The following is a 20,962-nucleotide window of genomic DNA, read 5'->3' as shown; positions in this document are numbered from 1 at the left end:
CCCCGGAGGGGCGAGGGGATTGCTCAGTGCTCGCATTAATTTGTGGGGAACCCTCAGCCCTGTGGGAGAGGGAATAGTTCAGTGCCGCGTCAGCCCGGCGGGAGGGGACAGCTTAAGTCGCCCTCTTCACACTGCATCAGCGTGGCCAGAAACGCTTCGCGCTCCACGGTTTTTTCCGCCAGACACTGGTTCACAATCATTGGCTGAACGCTCCCGCCTTCCGTACCCGAACCGATAAACGCACAGTCCGCGTCGCGCAGGCTGATCCACGCCTGCTGCGCCTTTTTCAGCAGATCGCGCTGAGGTGCAGCCGCACGTTTGATGGCGGCCTGATAGGTCTCGTTGAGCTTTTTATCGGCGGCCTGGTACTGCTGCGCGCTACAGGTGTTCAGTTCGAGCTGGGTGGTCGCGTTGTTGCACTCGTCGGCAAGCGCGCTGGCGCTCATGAGCAGGGCTGCACCTGCGAGAAATACTCTTTTCATCATCCCCTCCATGTAAAAAAGCCGGATGCGCTGTGCTTATCCGGCCTGCGGCTGTTATATAGCCCCGGTAAGCGTAGCGTCACCGGGGAGAGTTTACACGATTAACCGATTGTCATCAGGCTGGCGTTACCGCCTGCCGCCGCGGTGTTGACGCTGAGCGAGCGCTCCACGTACAGACGCTCCAGCAGCAGGTTGGTTTCCCCGCGCGCAAAGCCCTGCACGGAAACGATGGCACCGCTGCGGGCCGCAACCTGCTCACACAGTTCGCGCAGCTGGTCGGAATCACCATGGTAGATCACCGCATCAAACGGCTGCGTCAGCAGCGCATCGACCTTCGCAAAGCGAATGCGGGCCGAGACCGCTTTCGGCAGCTGTTTGGCGAGATCGCGATGCAGCGCATCTTCCGGCCACAGCACCTCACAGCCCGTTGCTGTAGCGGCTGCCAGCTGCACCAGCGCATCATGCTCGTCATCCGCCATGCACAGCACACGCTCGCGCGGCATCAGCGTCCAGGTGTTGCGCTCACCGGTTGGACCCGGCAGCAGGCGCTGGGTACCGGCCTGCGCCAGCTCGCCGTACTGCTGCGCAATTGCACGCAGTTCAGGGCGGTTTTCTGCCCACTTAATCAGCGCGTCCAGAGGCTGGGTCAGCACGGCTTTCACCTGCGCATCCACCGGATAGTCCGCGTCCTGACGCGCCAGCGTCACGCCCAGCGCATTTTCCGGACGGTTTGCCAGCAGACGGTACAGATAGAGCGGACCGCCCGCTTTCGGGCCCGTGCCGGAGAGGCCTTCGCCGCCGAACGGCTGCACGCCCACGACTGCGCCGACCATATTACGGTTGACGTACAGGTTGCCGACTTTAGCATTGCCGGTCACCTGGGCAATGGTTTCGTCGATACGGGTATGCACGCCGAGCGTCAGGCCGTAACCCGAGGCGTTGATCTGATCGATCAGCTCGTTGAGGTTGTTACGGTTGTAGCGCACAACGTGCAGTACCGGGCCGAAGACCTCTTTTTTCAGCTCGTCGAAGCTTGCCAGCTCAATCAGCGTTGGCGGCACGAAGGTGCCGGTCTGCCACTCGCGGGCATCTTCACTGTTCTCACGCACCGCCTGGAACACCGGACGGCCTTTGGCACGCATGGTCTGAATGTGGTTTTCGATGTTGGCTTTGGCTTCCGCGTCGATCACCGGCCCGATATCGGTGGTGAGACGGCCCGGGTTGCCCATGCGGCATTCCGCCATCGCACCGCGCAGCATCTTCAGCGTGTGGTCAGCCACGTCATCCTGTAAGCACAGCACGCGCAGGGCGGAACAGCGTTGACCCGCGCTGTCGAAGGCAGAGGCCAGCACGTCAACGACGACCTGCTCAGTGAGCGCGGAGGAGTCCACGATCATGGCGTTCATGCCGCCGGTTTCAGCGATCAGCGGCGTTGGACGGCCCTGCGCATCCAGACGGGTGGCGATGTTGCGTTGCAGCAGGGAGGCTACTTCGGTCGAACCGGTAAACATCACGCCGCGCACGCGGTTATCGGAGGTCAGTTTGGCACCCACCGTTTCACCGCGCCCCGGCAACAGCTGCACCACGCCCGCCGGTACGCCCGCTTCCAGCAGAATGTTGATGCCCTGAGCGGCAATCAGCGGAGTCTGCTCTGCCGGTTTTGCCAGCACGCTGTTGCCTGCGGCAAGGGCCGCGGCAATCTGGCCGGTGAAGATTGCCAGCGGGAAGTTCCACGGGCTGATACAGACCACCGGGCCGAGCGGACGGTGCGTTTCGTTGTCGAAATCATCACGCACCTGACCGGCGTAGTAGTGCAGGAAGTCGACCGCCTCACGCACTTCGGCGATGGCGTTGCTGAAGGTTTTACCCGCTTCACGCACCAGAATGCCGATAAGCTGCTGCATCTGATCTTCCATCAGCACCGCCGCGCGTTCCAGAATGGCGGCACGCTCCTGCGGCGGGGTGGCAAACCAGATTGGCGCGTTGTTCACCGCGCTCTCCAAAGCTTGATCCACTTCCGCTTCTGTGGCTTCGCGCACGTAGCCGACGATATCCTTCGGCTCTGCCGGGTTGATCACCGGCTGCATTTCACCGTCTTCAACGGACTGCTCAAGGATCGGTTTGGCCTGCCACTTCTGCAATGCGCTGTTAAGCAGGGCAGAAGAGAGCGACGCCAGACGGTGTTCGTTGGCGAGATCCAGACCCGCCGAGTTGACGCGACCTGCACCATACAGCTCGCGCGGCAGGGCAATCTTCGGATGCGGCAGACCAATCTGGCCTTCCTGCGCCGCCATCTTCTCTACGGCCTGTACCGGATCGGCCACCAGTTCGTCCAGCGGCAGGGTGGTATCGGCGATGCGGTTAACGAAGGAGGTGTTCGCCCCGTTCTCCAGCAGACGACGCACCAGGTAGGCCAGCAGGGTTTCGTGGGTACCTACCGGGGCATAAATACGGCACGGACGGTTCAGCTTGCCGTCGGCCACTTTACCGGTCACCTGCTCGTACAGCGGTTCACCCATGCCATGCAGACACTGGAACTCGTACTGGCCCGGATAGTAGTTCTGACCCGCCAGGCTGTAGATCGCCGCCAGGGTGTGGGCGTTGTGGGTGGCGAACTGCGGATAAATCAGGTTCGGCACGCCGAGCAGTTTTTTCGCGCAGGCGAGGTAAGAGACGTCGGTGTAGACCTTGCGGGTATAGACCGGATAGCCTTCCAGTCCTTCCATCTGGGCGCGTTTGATTTCGCTGTCCCAGTAGGCGCCCTTCACCAGACGGATCATCAGGCGGCGACGGCTGCGGCTGGCCAGGTCAATCAGGTAGTCAATGACGAACGGGCAGCGTTTCTGGTAGGCCTGGATAACGAAACCAATCCCGTTCCAGCCCGCCAGCTCCGGCTCGAAGCACAGTTTTTCCAGCAGATCGAGGGAGATCTCCAGACGATCCGCCTCTTCGGCGTCGATGTTGATGCCGATGTCATACTGGCGCGCCAGCAGGGTCAGGGACTTCAGGCGCGGGTAGAGTTCTTCCATCACCCGGTCGTACTGCGCGCGGCTGTAGCGCGGGTGCAGGGCGGAAAGCTTGATAGAAATGCCTGGCCCTTCATAAATACCGCGACCGTTGGACGCTTTACCGATGGCGTGGATCGCCTGCTGGTAAGAGACCATGTAGGCCTGCGCGTCGGCGGCGGTCAGCGCCGCTTCGCCCAGCATGTCGTAGGAGTAGCGGAAGCCTTTGTCTTCCAGCTTGCGGGCGTTCGCCAGCGCTTCGGCAATGGTTTCCCCGGTGACGAACTGCTCGCCCATCAGGCGCATCGCCATGTCCACGCCCTTGCGGATCAGCGGCTCGCCGCTCTTGCCGATAATACGGTTCAGGGAGCGCGACAGGTTGGCTTCGTTATGGGTGGAGACCAGCTTGCCGGTAAACAGCAGGCCCCAGGTGGCGGCGTTCACAAACAGGGACGGGCTGCGGCCAATGTGGGAGTGCCAGTTGCCGTTGCTGATTTTGTCGCGGATAAGGGCATCGCGGGTGGCTTTATCCGGAATACGCAGCAGCGCTTCCGCCAGACACATCAGCGCCACGCCTTCCTGCGAGGAGAGGGAGAACTCCTGCAACAGACCCTGCACCATACCGGCGCGTCCGCTGGCGGTTTTCTGATTACGCAGCTTGTCGGCGAGCTGATACGCCAGGCTGTGCGCCTGAGCGGCAACGGCTTCCGGCAGGCGCGCCTGCTCCAGCAGCATCGGCACGGCGTCGGTTTCGGCACGGCGATAGGCGCCGGTAATGGCGGCGCGGCTGACGGACTGCGGCAGGATCTGCTCGGCAAATTCCAGGAACGGCTGGTGGTTCTCATCAGCGGCCGTCGCGGCCTCTTCGCCTTCGTTCGCAGCGCCCGCCAGCAGGGCAGGCAGCTCCGGCAGACCTTCTTCACTCTCCAGTCTTTCCAGATAGTTAAAAATCGCCTGCTTGATTAACCAGTGCGGCGTGCGGTCGATACGGGTCGCAGCGGTTTTAATCCGTTCGCGGGTAGCGTCATCCAGCTTAACCCCCATGGTGGTCATCCCCATGCCAAAACTCCTGTTGTTCTGTAATAGCGTTCTGTTGATAGCGTGAAATATCCACCATGTTGCAACTTTGTGCAACCGTGTTAAATGTGACCTGGTCTGCAAGCTGGAAAATGAATGGATTGTTAACGATTAGTTAGCTGTGAAAAAGAACGCGCGGCGGTTTCTGAGCCCAGTTTTTATGCGGTGCTTAACACTTTTTAAAGGTGCAACCCGTAAAAGCGTGAGCGAGTGCAACCTATAGGAAAGACGTATAAAACCAGGGATGAAATTCATGTAAATGCAGTGTTAAATCGTTTGTCAGTGGGATGCGTATACGGCAGGATAGCGCGCCCAACGGAAACACATACACACATCACTACGTTCCGGTGATGACATAACAAGGCAGCCCGGACGGCTGTCGCTCGACATTTTGGAGAATTTGAATGGCTATTAGCACACCGATGCTGGTGACATTTCTCGTTTATATTTTTGGCATGATCCTGATAGGGTTTTTGGCATGGCGTTCCACTAAAAACTTTGACGACTACATCCTCGGCGGGCGCAGCTTGGGCCCGATGGTCACCGCACTCTCAGCGGGCGCATCCGACATGAGCGGCTGGCTGCTGATGGGGCTGCCGGGCGCGATTTTCATCTCCGGTATCTCCGAAAGCTGGATCGCCATCGGCCTGACCGTTGGCGCATGGATCAACTGGAAGCTGGTAGCAGGCCGTCTGCGTGTGCATACCGAAGCCAACAACAACGCCCTGACGCTGCCGGATTACTTCACGGGACGCTTTGAAGATAACAGCCGCATATTGCGTATTATCTCTGCGGTGGTGATCCTGCTGTTCTTCACCATCTACTGTGCCTCCGGCATTGTGGCGGGCGCGCGTCTGTTCGAAAGCACCTTCGGCATGAGCTATGAAACGGCGCTGTGGGCCGGTGCGGCCGCGACCATCCTCTATACCTTCGTGGGCGGATTCCTGGCGGTAAGCTGGACCGATACCGTGCAGGCGAGTCTGATGATTTTCGCCCTGATCCTTACCCCGATAATTGTGATTTTTACCGTCGGCGGCTTTGGCGAATCGCTGGAAGTGATCAAGCAGAAGAGCATCGAAAACGTCGATATGCTGAAAGGGCTGAACTTCGTGGCCATCGTCTCCCTGATGGGATGGGGCCTGGGCTACTTCGGTCAGCCGCACATTCTGGCGCGCTTTATGGCGGCGGATTCTCACCACACCATCGTTCACGCGCGTCGCATCAGCATGACGTGGATGATCCTGTGTCTGGCGGGGGCGTGCGCGGTCGGTTTCTTCGGTATCGCCTACTTCAACAACAACCCGGCGCAGGCGGGCGCGGTGAACCAGAACGCCGAGCGCGTGTTCATCGAGCTGGCGCAGATCCTGTTCAACCCGTGGATTGCCGGTATCCTGCTCTCCGCGATCCTGGCGGCAGTCATGTCCACCCTGAGCTGTCAGCTGCTGGTGTGCTCCAGTGCCATCACCGAAGACCTCTACAAAGCGTTCCTGCGTAAGGGCGCGAGCCAGAAAGAGTTAGTGTGGGTAGGGCGTTTTATGGTGCTGCTGGTGGCGCTGGTGGCGATTGCGCTGGCGGCTAACCCGGAAAACCGCGTGCTGGGGCTGGTGAGCTACGCGTGGGCGGGCTTTGGCGCCGCATTTGGTCCGGTGGTGCTATTCTCCGTTCTGTGGTCACGCATGACCCGCAACGGCGCGCTGGCGGGGATGATCATCGGTGCGGTTACCGTTATCGTCTGGAAACAGTTCGCGTGGCTGGGCCTGTACGAAATTATCCCGGGCTTCATCTTCGGCAGCCTCGGTATTGTGGTGTTTAGCCTGCTGGGTAAAGCGCCGTCTGCATCTATGCAGAAGCGCTTTGCGGAAGCGGATGCGCATTACCACTCAGCGCCGCCGTCTAAGCTCCAGGCTGAGTAATTTCCCTCTCACCCTAACCCTCTCCCCGGTGGGGAGAGGGGATAGTCCTTTCACCTATGTGAGTCTTCATCAATGAGAATTAAAACAGGGCTAATGGTGGCAGCATTCGTGATGCTGGCGGGCTGTAACGCACCCGCGCAGCATGCGGCGGTGGAAACCTGCAAAGCAGAAAATCAGATGCAGCAAACCACGCTCTATTTCGGCTTAAACCGTCCTGCCGGGGCGCAAATTACAGGCAACGAATGGCAGCAGTTTGTCGACCAGGACGTGACGCCGCGCTTTCGCGATGGCTTAACGGTGTTTGATGCCCGCGGTCAGTGGCTGGGCAACGACGGCAAGGTGGCGCGCGAGCCGAGCAAGGCGCTGATGCTGATCCACGGCAAAGACGCGCAGAGCGAGAAAAACATTGAGGCTTTACGCGGTATTTATAAATCCCGCTTCGCACAGGAGTCGGTGATGCGGGTCGACCAGCCGGTGTGCGTACAGTTTTAATAAAAAACGGCGGGAAATCCCGCCGTTGTTGTATCGTAGGCCCGTGTAAGCGAAGCGCCGCCGGGCATTAACCGCACAAAACTTACAACACCAACCCCGCAAAGCTCGCCGACAGCAAACTCACCAGCGTTGCCCCGTATACCAGGCGTAAACCAAACCGCGACACCACATTACCCTGTTGCTCGTTCAGACCTTTTATTGCCCCCGCCACAATACCAATGGAGGCAAAGTTAGCGAACGACACCAGAAATACGGATAAAATGCCCAGCCCGCGCGGTGACATTTGGTGGGCTATTTTTTGCAGCTCGATCATCGCCACAAATTCATTCGCCACCAGTTTGGTTGCCATAATACTGCCCGCGCTTAAGGCATCGCTCAGCGGAATACCAATAAGCCACGCCAGCGGATAAAACACGTAACCCAGAATCTGCTGGAAGCTCAGGCCAAATACGCTGGAGAAGAGGGCATTAACGGCGCTAATAAGGGCGATAAAGCCAATCAGCATCGCCAGAATAATCATCGCCACCTTAAAACCGGCCAGAATATATTCGCCCAGCATTTCAAAGAAGCTCTGGGATTCATGCAGCTTTTCCAGTTTGATATCGGATTCGGCTTCCGGGCGGGCCGGGTTAATGACCGAAAGGATAATAAAGGTGCTGAACATGTTCAGGATCAGTGCCGCGACGACAAATCTGGCGTCGAGCATGGTCATATAGGCACCGACAATCGACAGCGAAACCGTCGACATCGCCGTTGCAGCCATCGTAAACAGGCGGCGTGAGGAGAGATCGCCCAACACGCCCTTGTAGGCAATGAAGTTTTCAGACTGACCGAGTATCAGTGAGCTCACCGCGTTAAAGGATTCCAGCTTGCCCATGCCGTTCAGTTTTGACAGCAGCGTCCCGATAACCCGAATAAAGATCGGCAGAATACGCCAGTGCTGCAGAATACCAATCAGCGCCGAGATAAAAATAATGGGGCAGAGCACGCCAAGGAAAATGAACGCCAGCCCTTTTTCACCCATCCCGCCAAAGACAAAATTCGTCCCTTCGGCAGCGAATTTAAGCAGTGACTCAAAGAAACCGGAGACATGTTTAATAATGAACAGGCCGCTTTCTGCATGCAGAAAAAAGAATGCCAGCGCGATTTCAATCACGATCAGCTGTAAAACGAAACGAATGCGAATTTTTCGGCGGTCGAAACTCACCAGCCAGGCAAGCGCAAGAATAATCACCAGCGCCAGCAGGAAATGGACAATTTTAAACATGGTTTATTTTCAGTTGGTTTTCGAGGCGGACATTTAGCCACAGCCCCGGTTAACCGTAAATGGGCATTTTCGTTATACCTTATAAACGCAACGGTTACTCAGGCAATTATTATTCCGCAATGCGTTTACATCTGGTCATCAAAACTCCACATATTTCGCTTGTTTTTCTTGTAGCCGTAATGATAATCACTATCACAAGAATTTACCTTTCTTTGCATCAGTTGACCGCGATAAACATTTAAGGTGTCTGCATGTTTGTTCCTTTTCTCATTATGTTACGTGAAGGCCTTGAAGCGGCCCTGATTGTTAGCCTTATCGCCAGTTATCTGAAGCGCACCCAGCGTGGACGCTGGATCGGCGTGATGTGGGTTGGCGTCTTCCTGGCCGCGGCGCTCTGCCTGGGGCTGGGTATTCTTATCAACGAAACCACCGGTGAATTTCCTCAGAAAGAGCAAGAGCTTTTTGAAGGCATTGTTGCCGTAATAGCGGTGGTGATCCTCACCTGGATGGTGTTCTGGATGCGCAAGGTCTCCCGTAACGTGAAGGTACAGCTGGAGCAGGCGGTGGATAACGCCCTGCAAAAAGGCAACCAACACGGCTGGGCGCTGATCATGATGGTTTTTTTCGCCGTGGCGCGTGAAGGCCTGGAGTCAGTGTTCTTCCTGCTCGCGGCTTTTCAGCAGGACGTGGGCATCTGGCCGCCGCTGGGCGCGATGCTTGGGCTGGCCACGGCGGTTGTGCTTGGCTTCCTGCTCTACTGGGGCGGAATTCGTCTTAACCTGGGCGCGTTCTTCAAGTGGACCAGCCTGTTTATTTTGCTGGTGGCCGCGGGGCTAGCGGCAGGGGCGATCCGCGCCTTCCATGAAGCGGGCCTGTGGAACCACTTCCAGGACGTGGCGTTTGATCTTAGTAACGTTCTCTCCACCCACTCACTGACCGGCACGCTCCTTGAAGGTATCTTCGGCTATCAGGAAACGCCGAGCGTCAGCGAGGTGGCGATGTACTTTATCTATCTTATTCCGGCGCTGGTGCTGTTCTTCATGCCATCGCGCCCCAGCGCTCAGCCGTCGCGTACTGCGCCGTGAAGCGCTTTGTTTAGTTACAACATACTTTAAAGGGAAGAGACATGGCTATTCAATTCCGTCGTAGCGCGTTACAGGTTGGTGTGGCAGCGCTGTTCGCGTCTGCCTTCGCCGCTCAGGCAGCAGATATTCCGCAGGTAAAAGTCACCGTCAACGATAAACAGTGCGAGCCGATGACCATCACGGTTAACAGCGGTAAAACCCAGTTTATTATTCAGAACCACAGCCAGAAGGCGCTGGAGTGGGAGATACTGAAAGGCGTGATGGTGGTGGAAGAGCGTGAAAATATCGCGCCTGGCTTCAGCCAGAAAATGACCGCAAATCTTCAGCCGGGGGAATATGACATGACCTGCGGCCTGCTGACTAACCCGAAAGGTAAGCTGATCGTCAAAGGCGCAGCGACGGCGGACGCGGCCAAAGGCACCGCGCTGCTGAGCCTCGGCGACGCCATTACCGCCTATAAAGCCTACGTCACCAAAGAGACGGCTGACCTGGTGGCAGGCACCAAAGCCTTTACCGATGCGGTGAAAGCGGGCGATATCGAAAAGGCGAAATCCCTGTATGCGCCTACACGTCAGCACTACGAGCGCATCGAGCCGATTGCCGAGCTGTTCTCTGACCTCGATGGCAGCATTGACGCCCGCGAAGACGACTACGAGCAGAAGGCCGCCGATCCGAAATTCACCGGCTTCCACCGCCTGGAAAAAGCCCTGTTTGGCGATAACTCCACCAAAGGGATGGAAAAATACGCCGATCAGCTCAACAGCGACGTGCTGGAGCTGCAAAAACGCATCAGCGAGCTGGCCTTCCCGCCGTCGAAAGTGGTGGGTGGTGCTGCGGGTCTGATTGAAGAAGTGGCCGCGAGCAAAATCAGCGGCGAAGAAGATCGCTACAGCCACACCGACCTGTGGGACTTCCAGGCAAACGTCGATGGCGCACAGAAAATTGTCGATCTGTTGCGGCCCCAGCTGCAAAAAGAGAACGGCGAACTGCTGGCGAAAGTGGATGCCAACTTTAAGAAAGTTGACGCCATCCTGGCGAAATACCGTACCAAAGACGGGTTCGAAACCTACGACAAGCTGACCGATGCTGACCGTAACGCGCTGAAAGGCCCGATTACGACGCTGGCGGAAGATCTCTCCCTGCTGCGTGGCGTTCTGGGTCTGGACTAAGCGATGAACAAGCATGATGAGTACGACGTGGCGGAACCTTCCCGACGTCGGTTGTTAAAAGGGGTAGGGGCGCTGGGCGGCGCGTTTGCCCTGGCGGGCGGCTGTCCGGTGGCGCATGCGGCAAAACCACAAAGCGCCCCCGGCACGCTCTCCCCGGATGCGCGTATGGAAACGCAGCCATTTTATGGTGGGCACCAGGCAGGAATCCTGACGCCGCAGCAGGCCTCGATGATGCTGGTGGCTTTCGATTCGCTGGCGAGTGATAAGGCTGACCTTGAGCGTCTGTTCAGGCTGTTGACCACGCGCATTGCCTTCCTTACGGCGGGCGGTCCGGCACCGGAAACACCGAATCCGCGCCTGCCGCCGATGGATTCCGGGATCCTCGGGGCGTTTATCGCTCCCGATAATCTGACCATCACCGTGTCGGTGGGGGAATCGCTGTTTGATGATCGCTACGGTCTGGCGAAGCAGAAGCCGAAAGCGCTGCAAAAAATGACGCGATTCCCGAATGACTCTCTCGACGCGGCGCTGTGCCACGGCGATCTGCTGTTGCAGATCTGCGCCAATACCCAGGATACGGTGATCCACGCCCTGCGCGATATCATCAAGCACACCCCGGATCTGCTCAGCGTGCGCTGGAAGCGGGAAGGTTTTATCTCTGACCACGCCGCGCGCAGTAAAGGGAAAGAGACGCCGGTCAACCTGCTGGGCTTCAAAGACGGTACCGCCAACCCGGACAGCAGCAATACCGTGTTGATGAAAAACGTGGTCTGGGTGACGGCGGATCAGGGCGAACCGGCCTGGGCGGTGGGTGGCAGCTATCAGGCGGTGCGTATCATTCAGTTCCACGTGGAGTTCTGGGACCGCACGCCGCTGAAAGAGCAGCAGACGATCTTCGGCCGCGATAAGCAAACCGGCGCACCGCTCGGCATGAAGCACGAGCACGATGAACCCGACTACGCCCGCGATCCGAACGGAGATGTCATCGCGCTGGACAGCCATATTCGTCTCGCCAATCCTCGCTCCAAAGAGACCCAGTCCAGCCTGATGATGCGCAGGGGCTACAGCTACTCGTTGGGGGTGACCAATTCCGGTCAGCTTGATATGGGACTGCTGTTTGTCTGCTATCAGCACGATCTGGAGAAAGGGTTCCTCACCGTGCAGAAGCGGCTCAACGGCGAAGCGCTGGAGGAGTACATCAAGCCCATCGGCGGCGGCTATTTCTTTGCCCTGCCCGGCGCGCGTGACGCGAAGACCTGGCTCGCTCAGGGTCTGATAGAAGCCTGATAATCGTCCCTGCGACAGTTCGCGGGGACATTATTTTTCCATATGACTATCTTGTTGTTATATTTCTGTAATATTCATATATGAGACTGATTCCGCTGCAGGAGCAGTCTTAAAGGTTGCATCTAGGTAAAATAAATGTTGCATTTATGATAATTCCTGATGTACTTAAGATAAGACAGCGGTAGTTCCCGGCAGTGATACTGACTCACTATGGAGATCGCGAATGGTTGCGTCCTGTACTGGACAAGGTAAACACATCAACCGCAGCACCCGGCGCGGAGGCTCAGACTCCGGCAGCGATTTCCTCACCACAAAATTCTCCCCTCCACCTCTAAATACGATTTCTACCGACGTGCATAACGGTGCGCGTAGCCGTTCTGTATCGTCATCCGGTAATGCAAGCAATGGCTTACAAGGAAGCCAACCCTCTGATGTTCGTGCGCATAATCGTGCCGATGCTGGCGCGTGTGATGAATACCAACAACTCAAGGTGCTATCCATGGGAAGACAGAAAGCAGTGATCAAAGCTCGTCGCGAAGCAAAACGTGTGCTGAGACGGGATTCACGTAGCCATAAACAGCGTGAAGAAGAATCGGTCACCTCGCTTGTGCAGATGAGCGGCGTAGAATCCATTGGCATGGCGCGGGACAGCCGCGATGCATCGCCAATAGTGGCGCGGAATGAAGCTCAGGCGCACTACCTGAATGCTATCGAGAGTAAACAGCTCATCTTTGCAACCGGGGAAGCCGGATGCGGGAAAACCTGGATCAGTGCCGCCAAAGCGGCGGAGGCGCTGATTCATAAGGACGTGGAAAGGATCATCGTTACCCGTCCGGTACTGCAAGCGGATGAAGATCTGGGCTTCCTGCCCGGCGATATTTCTGAGAAGTTTGCCCCGTACTTCAGGCCCGTCTATGACGTGCTGGTGAAGCGGTTGGGCGCTTCCTTTATGCAGTACTGCCTGCGACCAGAGATTGGCAAGGTGGAAATCGCGCCGTTCGCCTATATGCGCGGACGTACATTTGAAAATGCGGTCGTTATTCTTGACGAGGCTCAGAACGTGACCGCTGCGCAAATGAAGATGTTTTTAACGCGCCTCGGGGAGAACGTGACGGTTATCGTCAACGGCGATATTACCCAGTGTGACCTGCCGTCGGGCGTGAAGTCCGGCCTGAGCGATGCCATGTCACGTTTTGAGGAAGATGAGATGATAGGGGTGGTCCGCTTCACAAAAGAGGACTGCGTCCGCTCAGCGCTGTGTCAACGAACGCTGGAAGTGTACTCCGACTAAGATCATTTCACATTTTAAGTCATTTCTTCCCGGCGTCATGCCGGGAAGCTTCTTTTATTCCCTCTGTTCGCATGGCTTTTTTTAAATCATATTTATTTCCTATAGCATTCAACGGCATTTACGCACCGTTTTGCGGTAATAATAATATTACTGTTAATTTGCTGCGAACGCTTTTTATACAGGTCGCAAAAATGTGATATGTATTTACAATACCCACAAAATACCTGTGAATATAATGATCGCGCTAATTGTTAGGTGAAAATTAAACGTGAATGTTGTCACAGAACATGACTAAGCAGTAAAAATTAAGTTGGTGTCTTTTGGGTAATTATCTATGTTTCGTACTTGTTCAAATTAAATTCTAAGAAGAAACACACCAGGGGATCGTTTCCTCTGGAACATCACGCTGAGGGTCATACATGAACGAACTGGTTAGTGCAATTAACGGTGTTATCTGGAGCCCTGCGTTAATATTTTTATGTCTGGGTGTCGGTCTCTATTTCTCACTGCGTAGTCGTTTTCTACAATTACGTCATATAAAACATATGATTACCCTGATGTTTCAGGGCGGGGCTACCGATGCCGGCGTATCATCGTTTCAGGCGTTGACGATGACGCTGGCGGGTCGCGTAGGGACAGGGAATATCGCCGGTGTGGCGACCGCCATTACCTTTGGTGGCCCCGGTGCGCTTTTCTGGATGTGGGTAGTGGCATTTTTAGGCGCCAGCTCTGCTTTTGTTGAATCCACGTTAGGTCAGGTTTATAAAGAAAAAATTAACGGCGAATATCGTGGGGGACCTGCCTTTTATATTGAAAAAGGGTTGGGGGTGAAGTGGTACGCATGGTTATTTGCTATTGTGACCATTTTCTCCTGCGGTTTATTACTTCCGGGCGTACAGGCAAACTCAATTGCCGCCAGCCTGGATATTGCCTTCGGTCTTAACCCAAACGTTACGGCGGCAATACTGGCTGTACTGTTAAGCTTCATTATTTTCGGTGGTGTAAAAAGGATCGCCAGCTTTAGCAGTATGGTCGTTCCGTTTATGGCGCTCGGCTATATTATTGTTGCCTGCGTTATTATCGCGATCAATATTGAAAAACTGCCTGCTGTTATCCTGCTGATCTGGAAAAGTGCTTTTGGCCTTGAAGCGGGATTTGGCGCTATTCTGGGCCAGGCTATCATGTGGGGCGTTAAACGCGGCGTCTATTCCAACGAGGCGGCGCAGGGTACCGGGCCACATGCATCCTCGGCAGCAGCCGTAAGTCATCCGGTGAAACAAGGGCTGGTTCAGGCGTTCTCCGTATATATCGACACGCTGTTTGTCTGCTCCGCGACCGGGTTTATGCTGTTGATCACCGGGCTTTATAATGTTCAGGGCGTCGACGGCGCAGCCCTTTATACCGGTATTGCAGGCGTGGCGGCCGGTCCTGGCTATGTGCAGACAGCGATGGAAAGTATGATGCCGGGCTTTGGTAATTACTTTGTCGCCATCGCGCTATTCTTCTTTGCCTTCACCACCATCATTGCCTATTACTATATCGCTGAAACCAATATCGCCTACATCAACCGTAAAATTCACCGTCCGTGGCTGACATTCCTGCTTAAATTATGTCTGATGGCTTCCACGGTATATGGCACAATCCGCACCGCGGATCTGGCATGGGGATTAGGGGATATCGGGGTAGGGCTGATGGCCTGGCTCAACATTATTGCCATTGTCCTCTTGCATAAAAAAGCCTTTGCCAGCCTGAAGGATTATGAAACCCAGAATGCGCAGGGAATTGATCCACAGTTTGATCCGGTTCGGCTTGGGATTAAAAATGCGGATTACTGGCTGGGGGAGCGCAGAGATGAAGAGGGGGGATTGCCGGGGCAGGTTTCTTCTCCTGAAGGAAAGCAGCCGGCGGGGAAGTTGAATAACTGAGGAATAGTTTAAAACGGGCCCGTGCTTATGCGCGGGCTTTTTTTATGGGTGAGGCGGTATCACCCGCACCGGCGGGGATTGACTCGCTTCGCTCTCAGTCTGTCCAACTGGCTGCGCCAGTTGTCGAACCCCGGTCGGGGGTTCTCATCCCCCCGCAGACGTGCAACATGCGAAAAAAAAGCCCGCATTTTCATGCGAGCTCTTCTTAAAATATGGCGGTGAGGGGGGGATTCGAACCCCCGATACGTTGCCGTATACACACTTTCCAGGCGTGCTCCTTCAGCCACTCGGACACCTCACCATATTGTTTTGCTGCCTGACCGCTTGGGGGGCAACGGGGCGCTACTATAGGGAGTTGCGCGAAAGCGGTCAAGCAGATTTTCTGCATTCGTGCCTGTTCGGTTAAGCCTTAATCAGCTTATGGCGCACCGCGCAGGATCAACGCTGCGAATCGAGCACTTCGCTGTTTTTCACGACGTCCTGCGCTTTGCTGTAACTTTCGATCAGCAGCTGGTAGGCAGGGAAGATGTGTGTGTACACCTCTGCCCATTCTCCCGCATCTTCACGGTTCCACGTGCGCTGGATCTCTGAGGCCACTGCCGCTGTGTCCATCGGTACCACGCCTGCCTGCACCACGCGCGCCAGGGTGATCTCTTGCGCCATTTTGCTGTAGGTGCCGGAGGCATCAATCACCGCATACACTTTATATCCGTCCGCCACCGCGCTGATGGACGGGAAGGCCATGCAAACGCTGGTAATCGTCCCCGCGATAATCAGCGTTTTGCGTCCGGTGGCTTTCACCGCCGCCACGAACTCCGGATTATCCCAGGCGTTGATTTCACCCTTGCGTGCCACATACTGTGCGTGCGGCGCATTGGCGTGGATCTCCGGGATAAGCGGGCCGTTCGGTCCCTGTGGAACCGACGCCGTGGTGATCACTGGGATCTTCGCCAGCGAGGCGATCTTTGCCAGCGCTGCTGCACGAGCGCGCAGCTCAGGCATTGGCATGTCTCCAACAGTCTGGAACAATCCGCTCTGGTGATCGATAAGCAGCATAACGGCATCATTGACGTCAATAACGGGACGTGCACCGTTGAAGTTTGCAGGGGTAGACATAATGCGCTCCTTTATTACGTTTAGATTTGGCCAAAGCGGCCGGAGTTGAAATCGCGAATAGCTTCGGCGATTTCGGTTTTACTGTTCATCACAAACGGGCCATAGCCCACGATGGGTTCATTCAGTGGCTCCCCGGCCATCAGCAACACTTTGGCATCGCTGCTGGCTTCGAGATGCAGCTTGTCGCCGCTATGACTCAGCACGACCAGCTGCGCCTCACCCGCAGGCGTGGTGCCGTTCACTGTCACGCTGCCCTCAACAACAACCAGCACCGTGCTCCAGCCTTCGGGCTGATTGAGCGTCAGGTGGCTGCCCTGGTGCAGCGCGAGATCCCATACGTTAAGCGGTGAGAAGGTATGCGCCGGGCCGGTTACCTCTCCAAAGCGGCCAGCAATCACGCGCATTGTTCCGCTGTTATCCGGCAGGGTGACCACCGGGATATCCGCCTGAGTGATGCTCTGGTAGCCAGGTGTCGCCATTTTGTCTTTGGCGGGCAGGTTGACCCACAGCTGCATCATTTTCAGTTCACCGCCTTTCTGCGAGAACGCGCTGGAGTGGAACTCCTCGTGCAAAATGCCTGCGCCTGCCGTCATCCACTGCACATCGCCTGGACCAATAACGCCGCCTCTGCCGGTGGAATCACGGTGCTCAACTTCGCCTGAGTAGACGATGGTCACCGTTTCAAAACCGCGATGAGGATGCTCGCCCACGCCGCGTTTTGCGCCATCCGCCGGGAAGGTATGTGGTCCGGCGTAGTCAAGCAGCAGGAACGGGCTCAGCGGTTCGCCGTGCGTCTGGTAAGAAAACATCGAACGAACCGGAAAACCATCACCGACCCAGTGCGGACGAGGTGCGGTATACACGCCTGTTACGTTTTTCATGATTAACTCCTGATGTCCTGTTGATGTAATTAGCTTATATTCAAGGTTAATATCCCGGTAGATAGCAAAAATGACATTCACTGTTCCTTAAATGGAACAATGGGGGCGTATGCAGGATCTCAATGATTTCGTATGGTTTGTGAAGGTGGTGGAGCATGGCGGCTTTGCGGCAGCGGGGCGGGCGCTCGATCAGCCAAAGTCGAAACTGAGCCGTCGGATTGCGCAGCTGGAAGAACGCCTGGGTGTTCGGTTGATACAACGTACTACGCGGCAGTTTGCGGTGACTGAAGTGGGGCAGACGTTCTTTCAGCACTGTAAAGCCATGCTGGTGGAGGCTGAAGCTGCGGAGGAGGCGGTGGCTGCTTTACAGGCTGAGCCGCGCGGTATGGTCAGGATCACTTGCCCCGTAACCCTACTGCACGTTCACGTGGGGCCCATGCTGGCGAGGTTTATGGCGCGCTATCCGGGAATTAACCTCCAGCTTGAAGCCACCAACCGCCGGGTCGATCTGGTGGGGGAGGGGGTGGATGTGGCGATCCGCGTTCGTCCGCGCCCGTTTGATGACAGCGATTTGGTATTAAGGGTGCTGGCGGACAGGGGACACTGCCTGGTTGCCGGGCCGACACTGATTGAACGGATGGGCAACCCGGCGATGCCCTCTGAACTCAGCGAATGGCCGGGTTTAAGTATGGGCGCTGGTAAACACCTGCATAAATGGGAGCTGAGCGGGCCGGAGGGGGCGAAAGCAGACATTCACTTCACGCCGCGCCTGGTGACTACCGATATGCTGGCGCTGCGGGAGGCAGCGATGGCGGGCGTGGGCGTGGTACAGTTGCCCATTTTGATGGTGAAGGATCAGCTGGCTTCAGGTGAGCTTGTTCGGGTGCTGAATGCCTGGGAACCCAGAAGGGAAGTGATCCATGCGGTGTATCCTTCCCGGCGCGGTTTACTGCCGTCGGTCAGGACGCTGGTGGATTTTCTGACCGAAGAGTATGCAAAGATGGTTGAGGACTAGCTTTTCGTAGGTCGGGTAAGCGTAGCGCCACCCGACATAAAGAGCGCAGGGAGCGAATAGAATATAAAAGAAAAAAGCCCGCATTTTCATGCGAGCTCTTCTTCAAATATGGCGGTGAGGGGGGGATTGACTCGCTTCGCTCGCCCTGCGGGCAGCCTGTTCGCTACGCTCACAGTCTGTCCAACTGGCTGCGCCAGTTGTCGAACCCCGGTCGGGGGTTCTCATCCCCCGCCTCGCGGAGAATATATAAGAAAAAAGCCCGTACTTTCGTACGAGCTCTCGTCTTGAATATGGCGGTGAGGGGGGGATTCGAACCCCCGATACGTTGCCGTATACACACTTTCCAGGCGTGCTCCTTCAGCCACTCGGACACCTCACCATATTGTCATCCCGTTGTTGTCGGGACGGGCGCTAATGTAAGGAAAAGCCGTACTGCCGTCAACCCACTTTTTCAGTAATTTAGCGTGTTTAGACAAACTTCAGGCAACCTGATTTCGAAATGTGCGAAAAGCGCCTCTTTTATCAGCAACGCGGTTTAGCGATAAATTTGTTATGCTGACAAGCCAGTTGAAAATGAAAATAAAACAGCGCACTAAAAGGCAATGACTATGGATATTATCTTCTATCACCCCACTTTTGATACGGCTTACTGGATTAAGGCGCTCACGGCGGCACTGCCTGGCGCACGCGTTCGCGAATGGAAACAGGGCGATAATGAACATGCCGACTACGCGCTGGTCTGGCATCCCCCGGTCGAAATGCTACAGGGACGCCGTTTGAAGGCGGTGTTTGCTCTTGGTGCGGGGGTGGATTCCATTCTCAGTAAGCTGAAGGCACACCCTGAAATGCTGCCGGAAGATATTCCCCTGTTTCGTCTGGAAGATACCGGTATGGGGGAGCAGATGCAGGAATACGCCGTAAGCCAGGTGCTGCACTGGTTCCGCCGCTTCGACGATTATCAGGCGTTTAAACAGCAATCCCACTGGGAACCTCTCCCGGATTATCAGCGTGAAGATTTCACCATCGGCATCCTCGGGGCGGGTGTGCTGGGTTCGAAAGTCGCCGAAGCGCTCGCCCCGTGGGGCTTCCCACTGCGCTGCTGGAGCCGGAGCCGTAAGGATTATCCGGGCGTCGAGAGCTTTGCCGGATTGGACGAACTCCCGGCGTTCCTGAAAGGGACACGCGTTCTCATTAACCTGCTGCCGAATACGGCGGAAACGGTCGGCATTATCAATGGCACGCTCCTCAACCAGTTGGCAGAAGATAGCTACTTAATGAACCTGGCGCGCGGGGTACACGTTGTGGAAGACGATCTGCTGAAAGCGCTGGATAGCGGTAAACTGAAAGGCGCAATGCTGGATGTGTATAGCCGCGAACCGCTGCCGACAGACAGCCCGCTCTGGGCACATCCGCGCGTGGCGATGACGCCCCATATTGCGGCCGTGACGCGACCGGCGGAGGCCGTGGCGTATATCTCGCATACCATCAGCGAAATAGAGAAGGGCAATGCGGTGACCGGACAGGTAGACAGACAGCGAGGCTACTGAGAGAAACCCGGCGTTCGCCGGGTTTTTGCTAATATTCGCCGCTGATAACTGCTATCCTTTGGAAAAACCGCAGAGGAGAGAAAGATGTATCCCGTTGACCTGCATATGCACACCGTCGCCAGTACCCACGCTTACAGTAACCTCCATGATTATATCGCTCAGGCGAAGCTGAAAGGCATCAAACTGTTTGCGATAACCGATCACGGTCCGGATATGGCGGATGCGCCGCACTACTGGCATTTTGTGAATATGCGTATTTGGCCACGTCTGGTTGACGGTATCGGGATACTGCGCGGCATCGAAGCGAACATCAAAAATACCGACGGGGAAATTGACTGCACCGGCCCGATGCTGACCTCGTTAGATCTGATCCTCGCCGGCTTCCACGAGCCGGTCTTTGCGCCCCAGGATAAAGAGACCAACACTGCGGCGATGATTGCCACCATTGCCAGCGGCAATGTGCACATTATCAGCCACCCGGGAAATCCGAAATACCCGATCGATATTCAGGCCGTGGCACTGGCCGCAGCGAAGCACCGCGTGGCGCTGGAGATCAACAACTCCTCGTTCGTGCATTCGCGTAAGGGCAGTGAGGCCAACTGTCGCGACGTTGCGGCGGCCGTGCGTGACGCGGGCGGAATGGTGGCGCTGGGCTCTGATTCACACACGGCCTTCACGCTGGGTGATTTCAGCGAGTGCCTGAAAATATTGCGGGACGTGAATTTCCCGGAAGAACAGATCCTGAACGTCACGCCGCGTCGTATGCTCGACTTCCTTGAGTCGCGCGGCATGGCGCCGATTGACGAATTTGCCGATCTTTAATTAATAACGGAATAAAAACATGAATGAGTTTTCCATCCTTTGCCGCGTGCTGGGCACCTTATATTACCGCCAGCCGCAGGATCCGCTGCTGGTTCCGCTGTTTACCCTGATTCGTGAAGGTAAACTGGCGCAGAGCTGGCCGCTGGAACAGGATGAGTTGCTGGAACGCTTGCAAAAAAGTTGCGATATGCAGCAGATTTCAACGGATTACAACGCGCTGTTCGTGGGGGAAGAGTGTCGCGTGTCGCCGTATCGTTCTGCCTGGCAGGAAGGTGCGACCGAAGCGGAAGTTCGGGCGTTTCTTTCAGAACGCGGCATGCCGCTGACGGATATGCCTGCCGATCATATCGGTACCCTGTTGCTGGCGGCCTCATGGATTGAAGATAAAGCAGGTGATGATGAGAATGAGGCGATTGAAACCCTGTTCGAAACGTATCTGCTGCCGTGGGTCGGAACCTTCCTGGGTAAAGTTGAAGCCCACGCCACCTCCCCGTTCTGGAGAACGCTGGCTCCGCTGACGCGTGACGCTATCGCTGCCATGTGGGATGAGCTGGAAGAAGAGAGTGAAGAGTGATTTAAATCACAAAA

At 56.2% G+C, this 20,962-nt stretch carries 16 protein-coding genes, 2 tRNA genes and 1 other RNA gene; 11 read left to right on the top strand and 8 right to left on the bottom strand.

Translation table 11 applies throughout. The annotated features are described in order from the left end of the window. Nucleotides 1–89: 89 nt before the first annotated feature. On the bottom strand, nucleotides 90–482 hold the full coding sequence (locus HP459_RS10635) for a lysozyme inhibitor LprI family protein (RefSeq protein WP_038415806.1): 393 nt from the start codon (nucleotides 480–482) through the stop codon (nucleotides 90–92). 101 nt (nucleotides 483–583) lie between these two features. Further along, nucleotides 584–4,546: a trifunctional transcriptional regulator/proline dehydrogenase/L-glutamate gamma-semialdehyde dehydrogenase gene (gene putA / locus HP459_RS10630; RefSeq protein ID WP_171936186.1), complete on the bottom strand. Its 3,963-nt coding sequence runs from the start codon at nucleotides 4,544–4,546 to the stop codon at nucleotides 584–586. Nucleotides 4,547–4,968: 422 nt separating this feature from the next. On the opposite strand from putA, the gene putP reads away from it, so the two are divergent. Together putP and HP459_RS10620 are read left to right on the top strand one after the other, a co-directional pair. Further along, a complete protein-coding gene (gene putP, locus HP459_RS10625) occupies nucleotides 4,969–6,477 on the top strand; it encodes a sodium/proline symporter PutP (protein ID WP_022647686.1) in 1,509 nt (502 codons plus the stop codon). A gap of 72 nt (nucleotides 6,478–6,549) precedes the next feature. Continuing rightward, on the top strand, nucleotides 6,550–6,969 hold the full coding sequence (locus HP459_RS10620) for a DUF3574 domain-containing protein (protein ID WP_023305840.1): 420 nt from the start codon (nucleotides 6,550–6,552) through the stop codon (nucleotides 6,967–6,969). Between the two features lie 82 nt (nucleotides 6,970–7,051). Here the strand turns inward: HP459_RS10620 and HP459_RS10615 are convergent, their stop codons facing one another. Continuing rightward, complete coding sequence (locus HP459_RS10615) at nucleotides 7,052–8,236, bottom strand: NupC/NupG family nucleoside CNT transporter (RefSeq protein WP_045307918.1); 1,185 nt, start codon at nucleotides 8,234–8,236, stop codon at nucleotides 7,052–7,054. Nucleotides 8,237–8,487: 251 nt separating this feature from the next. Between HP459_RS10615 and efeU the strand changes: the two genes are divergently transcribed. The 5 genes from efeU (at nucleotide 8,488) to HP459_RS10590 (ending at nucleotide 14,993) form a co-directional block, all read left to right on the top strand. After that, a complete protein-coding gene (efeU, locus tag HP459_RS10610) occupies nucleotides 8,488–9,321 on the top strand; it encodes an iron uptake transporter permease EfeU (RefSeq protein ID WP_032624499.1) in 834 nt (277 codons plus the stop codon). A gap of 41 nt (nucleotides 9,322–9,362) precedes the next feature. Beyond that, nucleotides 9,363–10,490 carry an iron uptake system protein EfeO gene (gene efeO / locus HP459_RS10605; RefSeq protein WP_171936185.1) on the top strand — a complete coding sequence of 376 codons (1,128 nt, stop codon included), beginning with the start codon at nucleotides 9,363–9,365 and terminating at the stop codon, nucleotides 10,488–10,490. 3 nt (nucleotides 10,491–10,493) lie between these two features. Beyond that, nucleotides 10,494–11,777: an iron uptake transporter deferrochelatase/peroxidase subunit gene (gene efeB / locus HP459_RS10600; protein ID WP_171936184.1), complete on the top strand. Its 1,284-nt coding sequence runs from the start codon at nucleotides 10,494–10,496 to the stop codon at nucleotides 11,775–11,777. 499 nt (nucleotides 11,778–12,276) lie between these two features. Further along, a complete protein-coding gene (phoH, locus tag HP459_RS10595; RefSeq protein WP_017384762.1) occupies nucleotides 12,277–13,068 on the top strand; it encodes a phosphate starvation-inducible protein PhoH in 792 nt (263 codons plus the stop codon). Between the two features lie 419 nt (nucleotides 13,069–13,487). Further along, a complete protein-coding gene (locus tag HP459_RS10590; RefSeq protein ID WP_022647693.1) occupies nucleotides 13,488–14,993 on the top strand; it encodes a sodium:alanine symporter family protein in 1,506 nt (501 codons plus the stop codon). 213 nt (nucleotides 14,994–15,206) lie between these two features. Here the strand turns inward: HP459_RS10590 and HP459_RS10585 are convergent. The 3 genes from HP459_RS10585 to HP459_RS10575 form a co-directional block, all read right to left on the bottom strand. Continuing rightward, a tRNA-Ser gene (locus HP459_RS10585) sits at nucleotides 15,207–15,294 on the bottom strand. A 137-nt stretch (nucleotides 15,295–15,431) separates the two neighbouring features. Beyond that, complete coding sequence (locus tag HP459_RS10580; RefSeq protein WP_171936183.1) at nucleotides 15,432–16,109, bottom strand: isochorismatase family protein; 678 nt, start codon at nucleotides 16,107–16,109, stop codon at nucleotides 15,432–15,434. A gap of 20 nt (nucleotides 16,110–16,129) precedes the next feature. Continuing rightward, nucleotides 16,130–16,990 (bottom strand): pirin family protein, encoded by an 861-nt coding sequence (locus HP459_RS10575; protein WP_171936182.1) that lies wholly within the window; start codon nucleotides 16,988–16,990, stop codon nucleotides 16,130–16,132. Nucleotides 16,991–17,099: 109 nt separating this feature from the next. Between HP459_RS10575 and HP459_RS10570 the strand changes: the two genes are divergently transcribed. After that, nucleotides 17,100–18,005, top strand: coding sequence for a LysR family transcriptional regulator (locus HP459_RS10570; RefSeq protein WP_063216019.1), 906 nt, complete (start codon nucleotides 17,100–17,102; stop codon nucleotides 18,003–18,005). Between the two features lie 109 nt (nucleotides 18,006–18,114). Here HP459_RS10570 and HP459_RS10565 read toward each other — a convergent pair. Both HP459_RS10565 and HP459_RS10560 read right to left on the bottom strand, forming a co-directional pair. Further along, nucleotides 18,115–18,251, bottom strand: a non-coding RNA gene (locus HP459_RS10565) — RtT sRNA. Between the two features lie 45 nt (nucleotides 18,252–18,296). Continuing rightward, nucleotides 18,297–18,384 (bottom strand) — tRNA-Ser (locus HP459_RS10560). 229 nt (nucleotides 18,385–18,613) lie between these two features. On the opposite strand from HP459_RS10560, the gene ghrA reads away from it, so the two are divergent. From ghrA to HP459_RS10545, 3 genes are all read left to right on the top strand, one after another. Continuing rightward, nucleotides 18,614–19,552 carry a glyoxylate/hydroxypyruvate reductase GhrA gene (gene ghrA / locus HP459_RS10555; RefSeq protein WP_063150436.1) on the top strand — a complete coding sequence of 313 codons (939 nt, stop codon included), beginning with the start codon at nucleotides 18,614–18,616 and terminating at the stop codon, nucleotides 19,550–19,552. A gap of 84 nt (nucleotides 19,553–19,636) precedes the next feature. Continuing rightward, nucleotides 19,637–20,374 (top strand): phosphatase, encoded by a 738-nt coding sequence (locus tag HP459_RS10550; protein ID WP_045622599.1) that lies wholly within the window; start codon nucleotides 19,637–19,639, stop codon nucleotides 20,372–20,374. Between the two features lie 19 nt (nucleotides 20,375–20,393). Then, a complete protein-coding gene (locus tag HP459_RS10545) occupies nucleotides 20,394–20,948 on the top strand; it encodes a molecular chaperone (RefSeq protein WP_022647698.1) in 555 nt (184 codons plus the stop codon). The last annotated feature ends 14 nt before the right edge of the window (nucleotides 20,949–20,962 follow it).

Source organism: Enterobacter sp. CM29 (genome assembly GCF_013179605.1).
Taxonomy (GTDB): Bacteria; Pseudomonadota; Gammaproteobacteria; order Enterobacterales; family Enterobacteriaceae; genus Enterobacter; species Enterobacter intestinihominis.
This window is presented reverse-complemented; position numbering and strand designations above follow the sequence as displayed.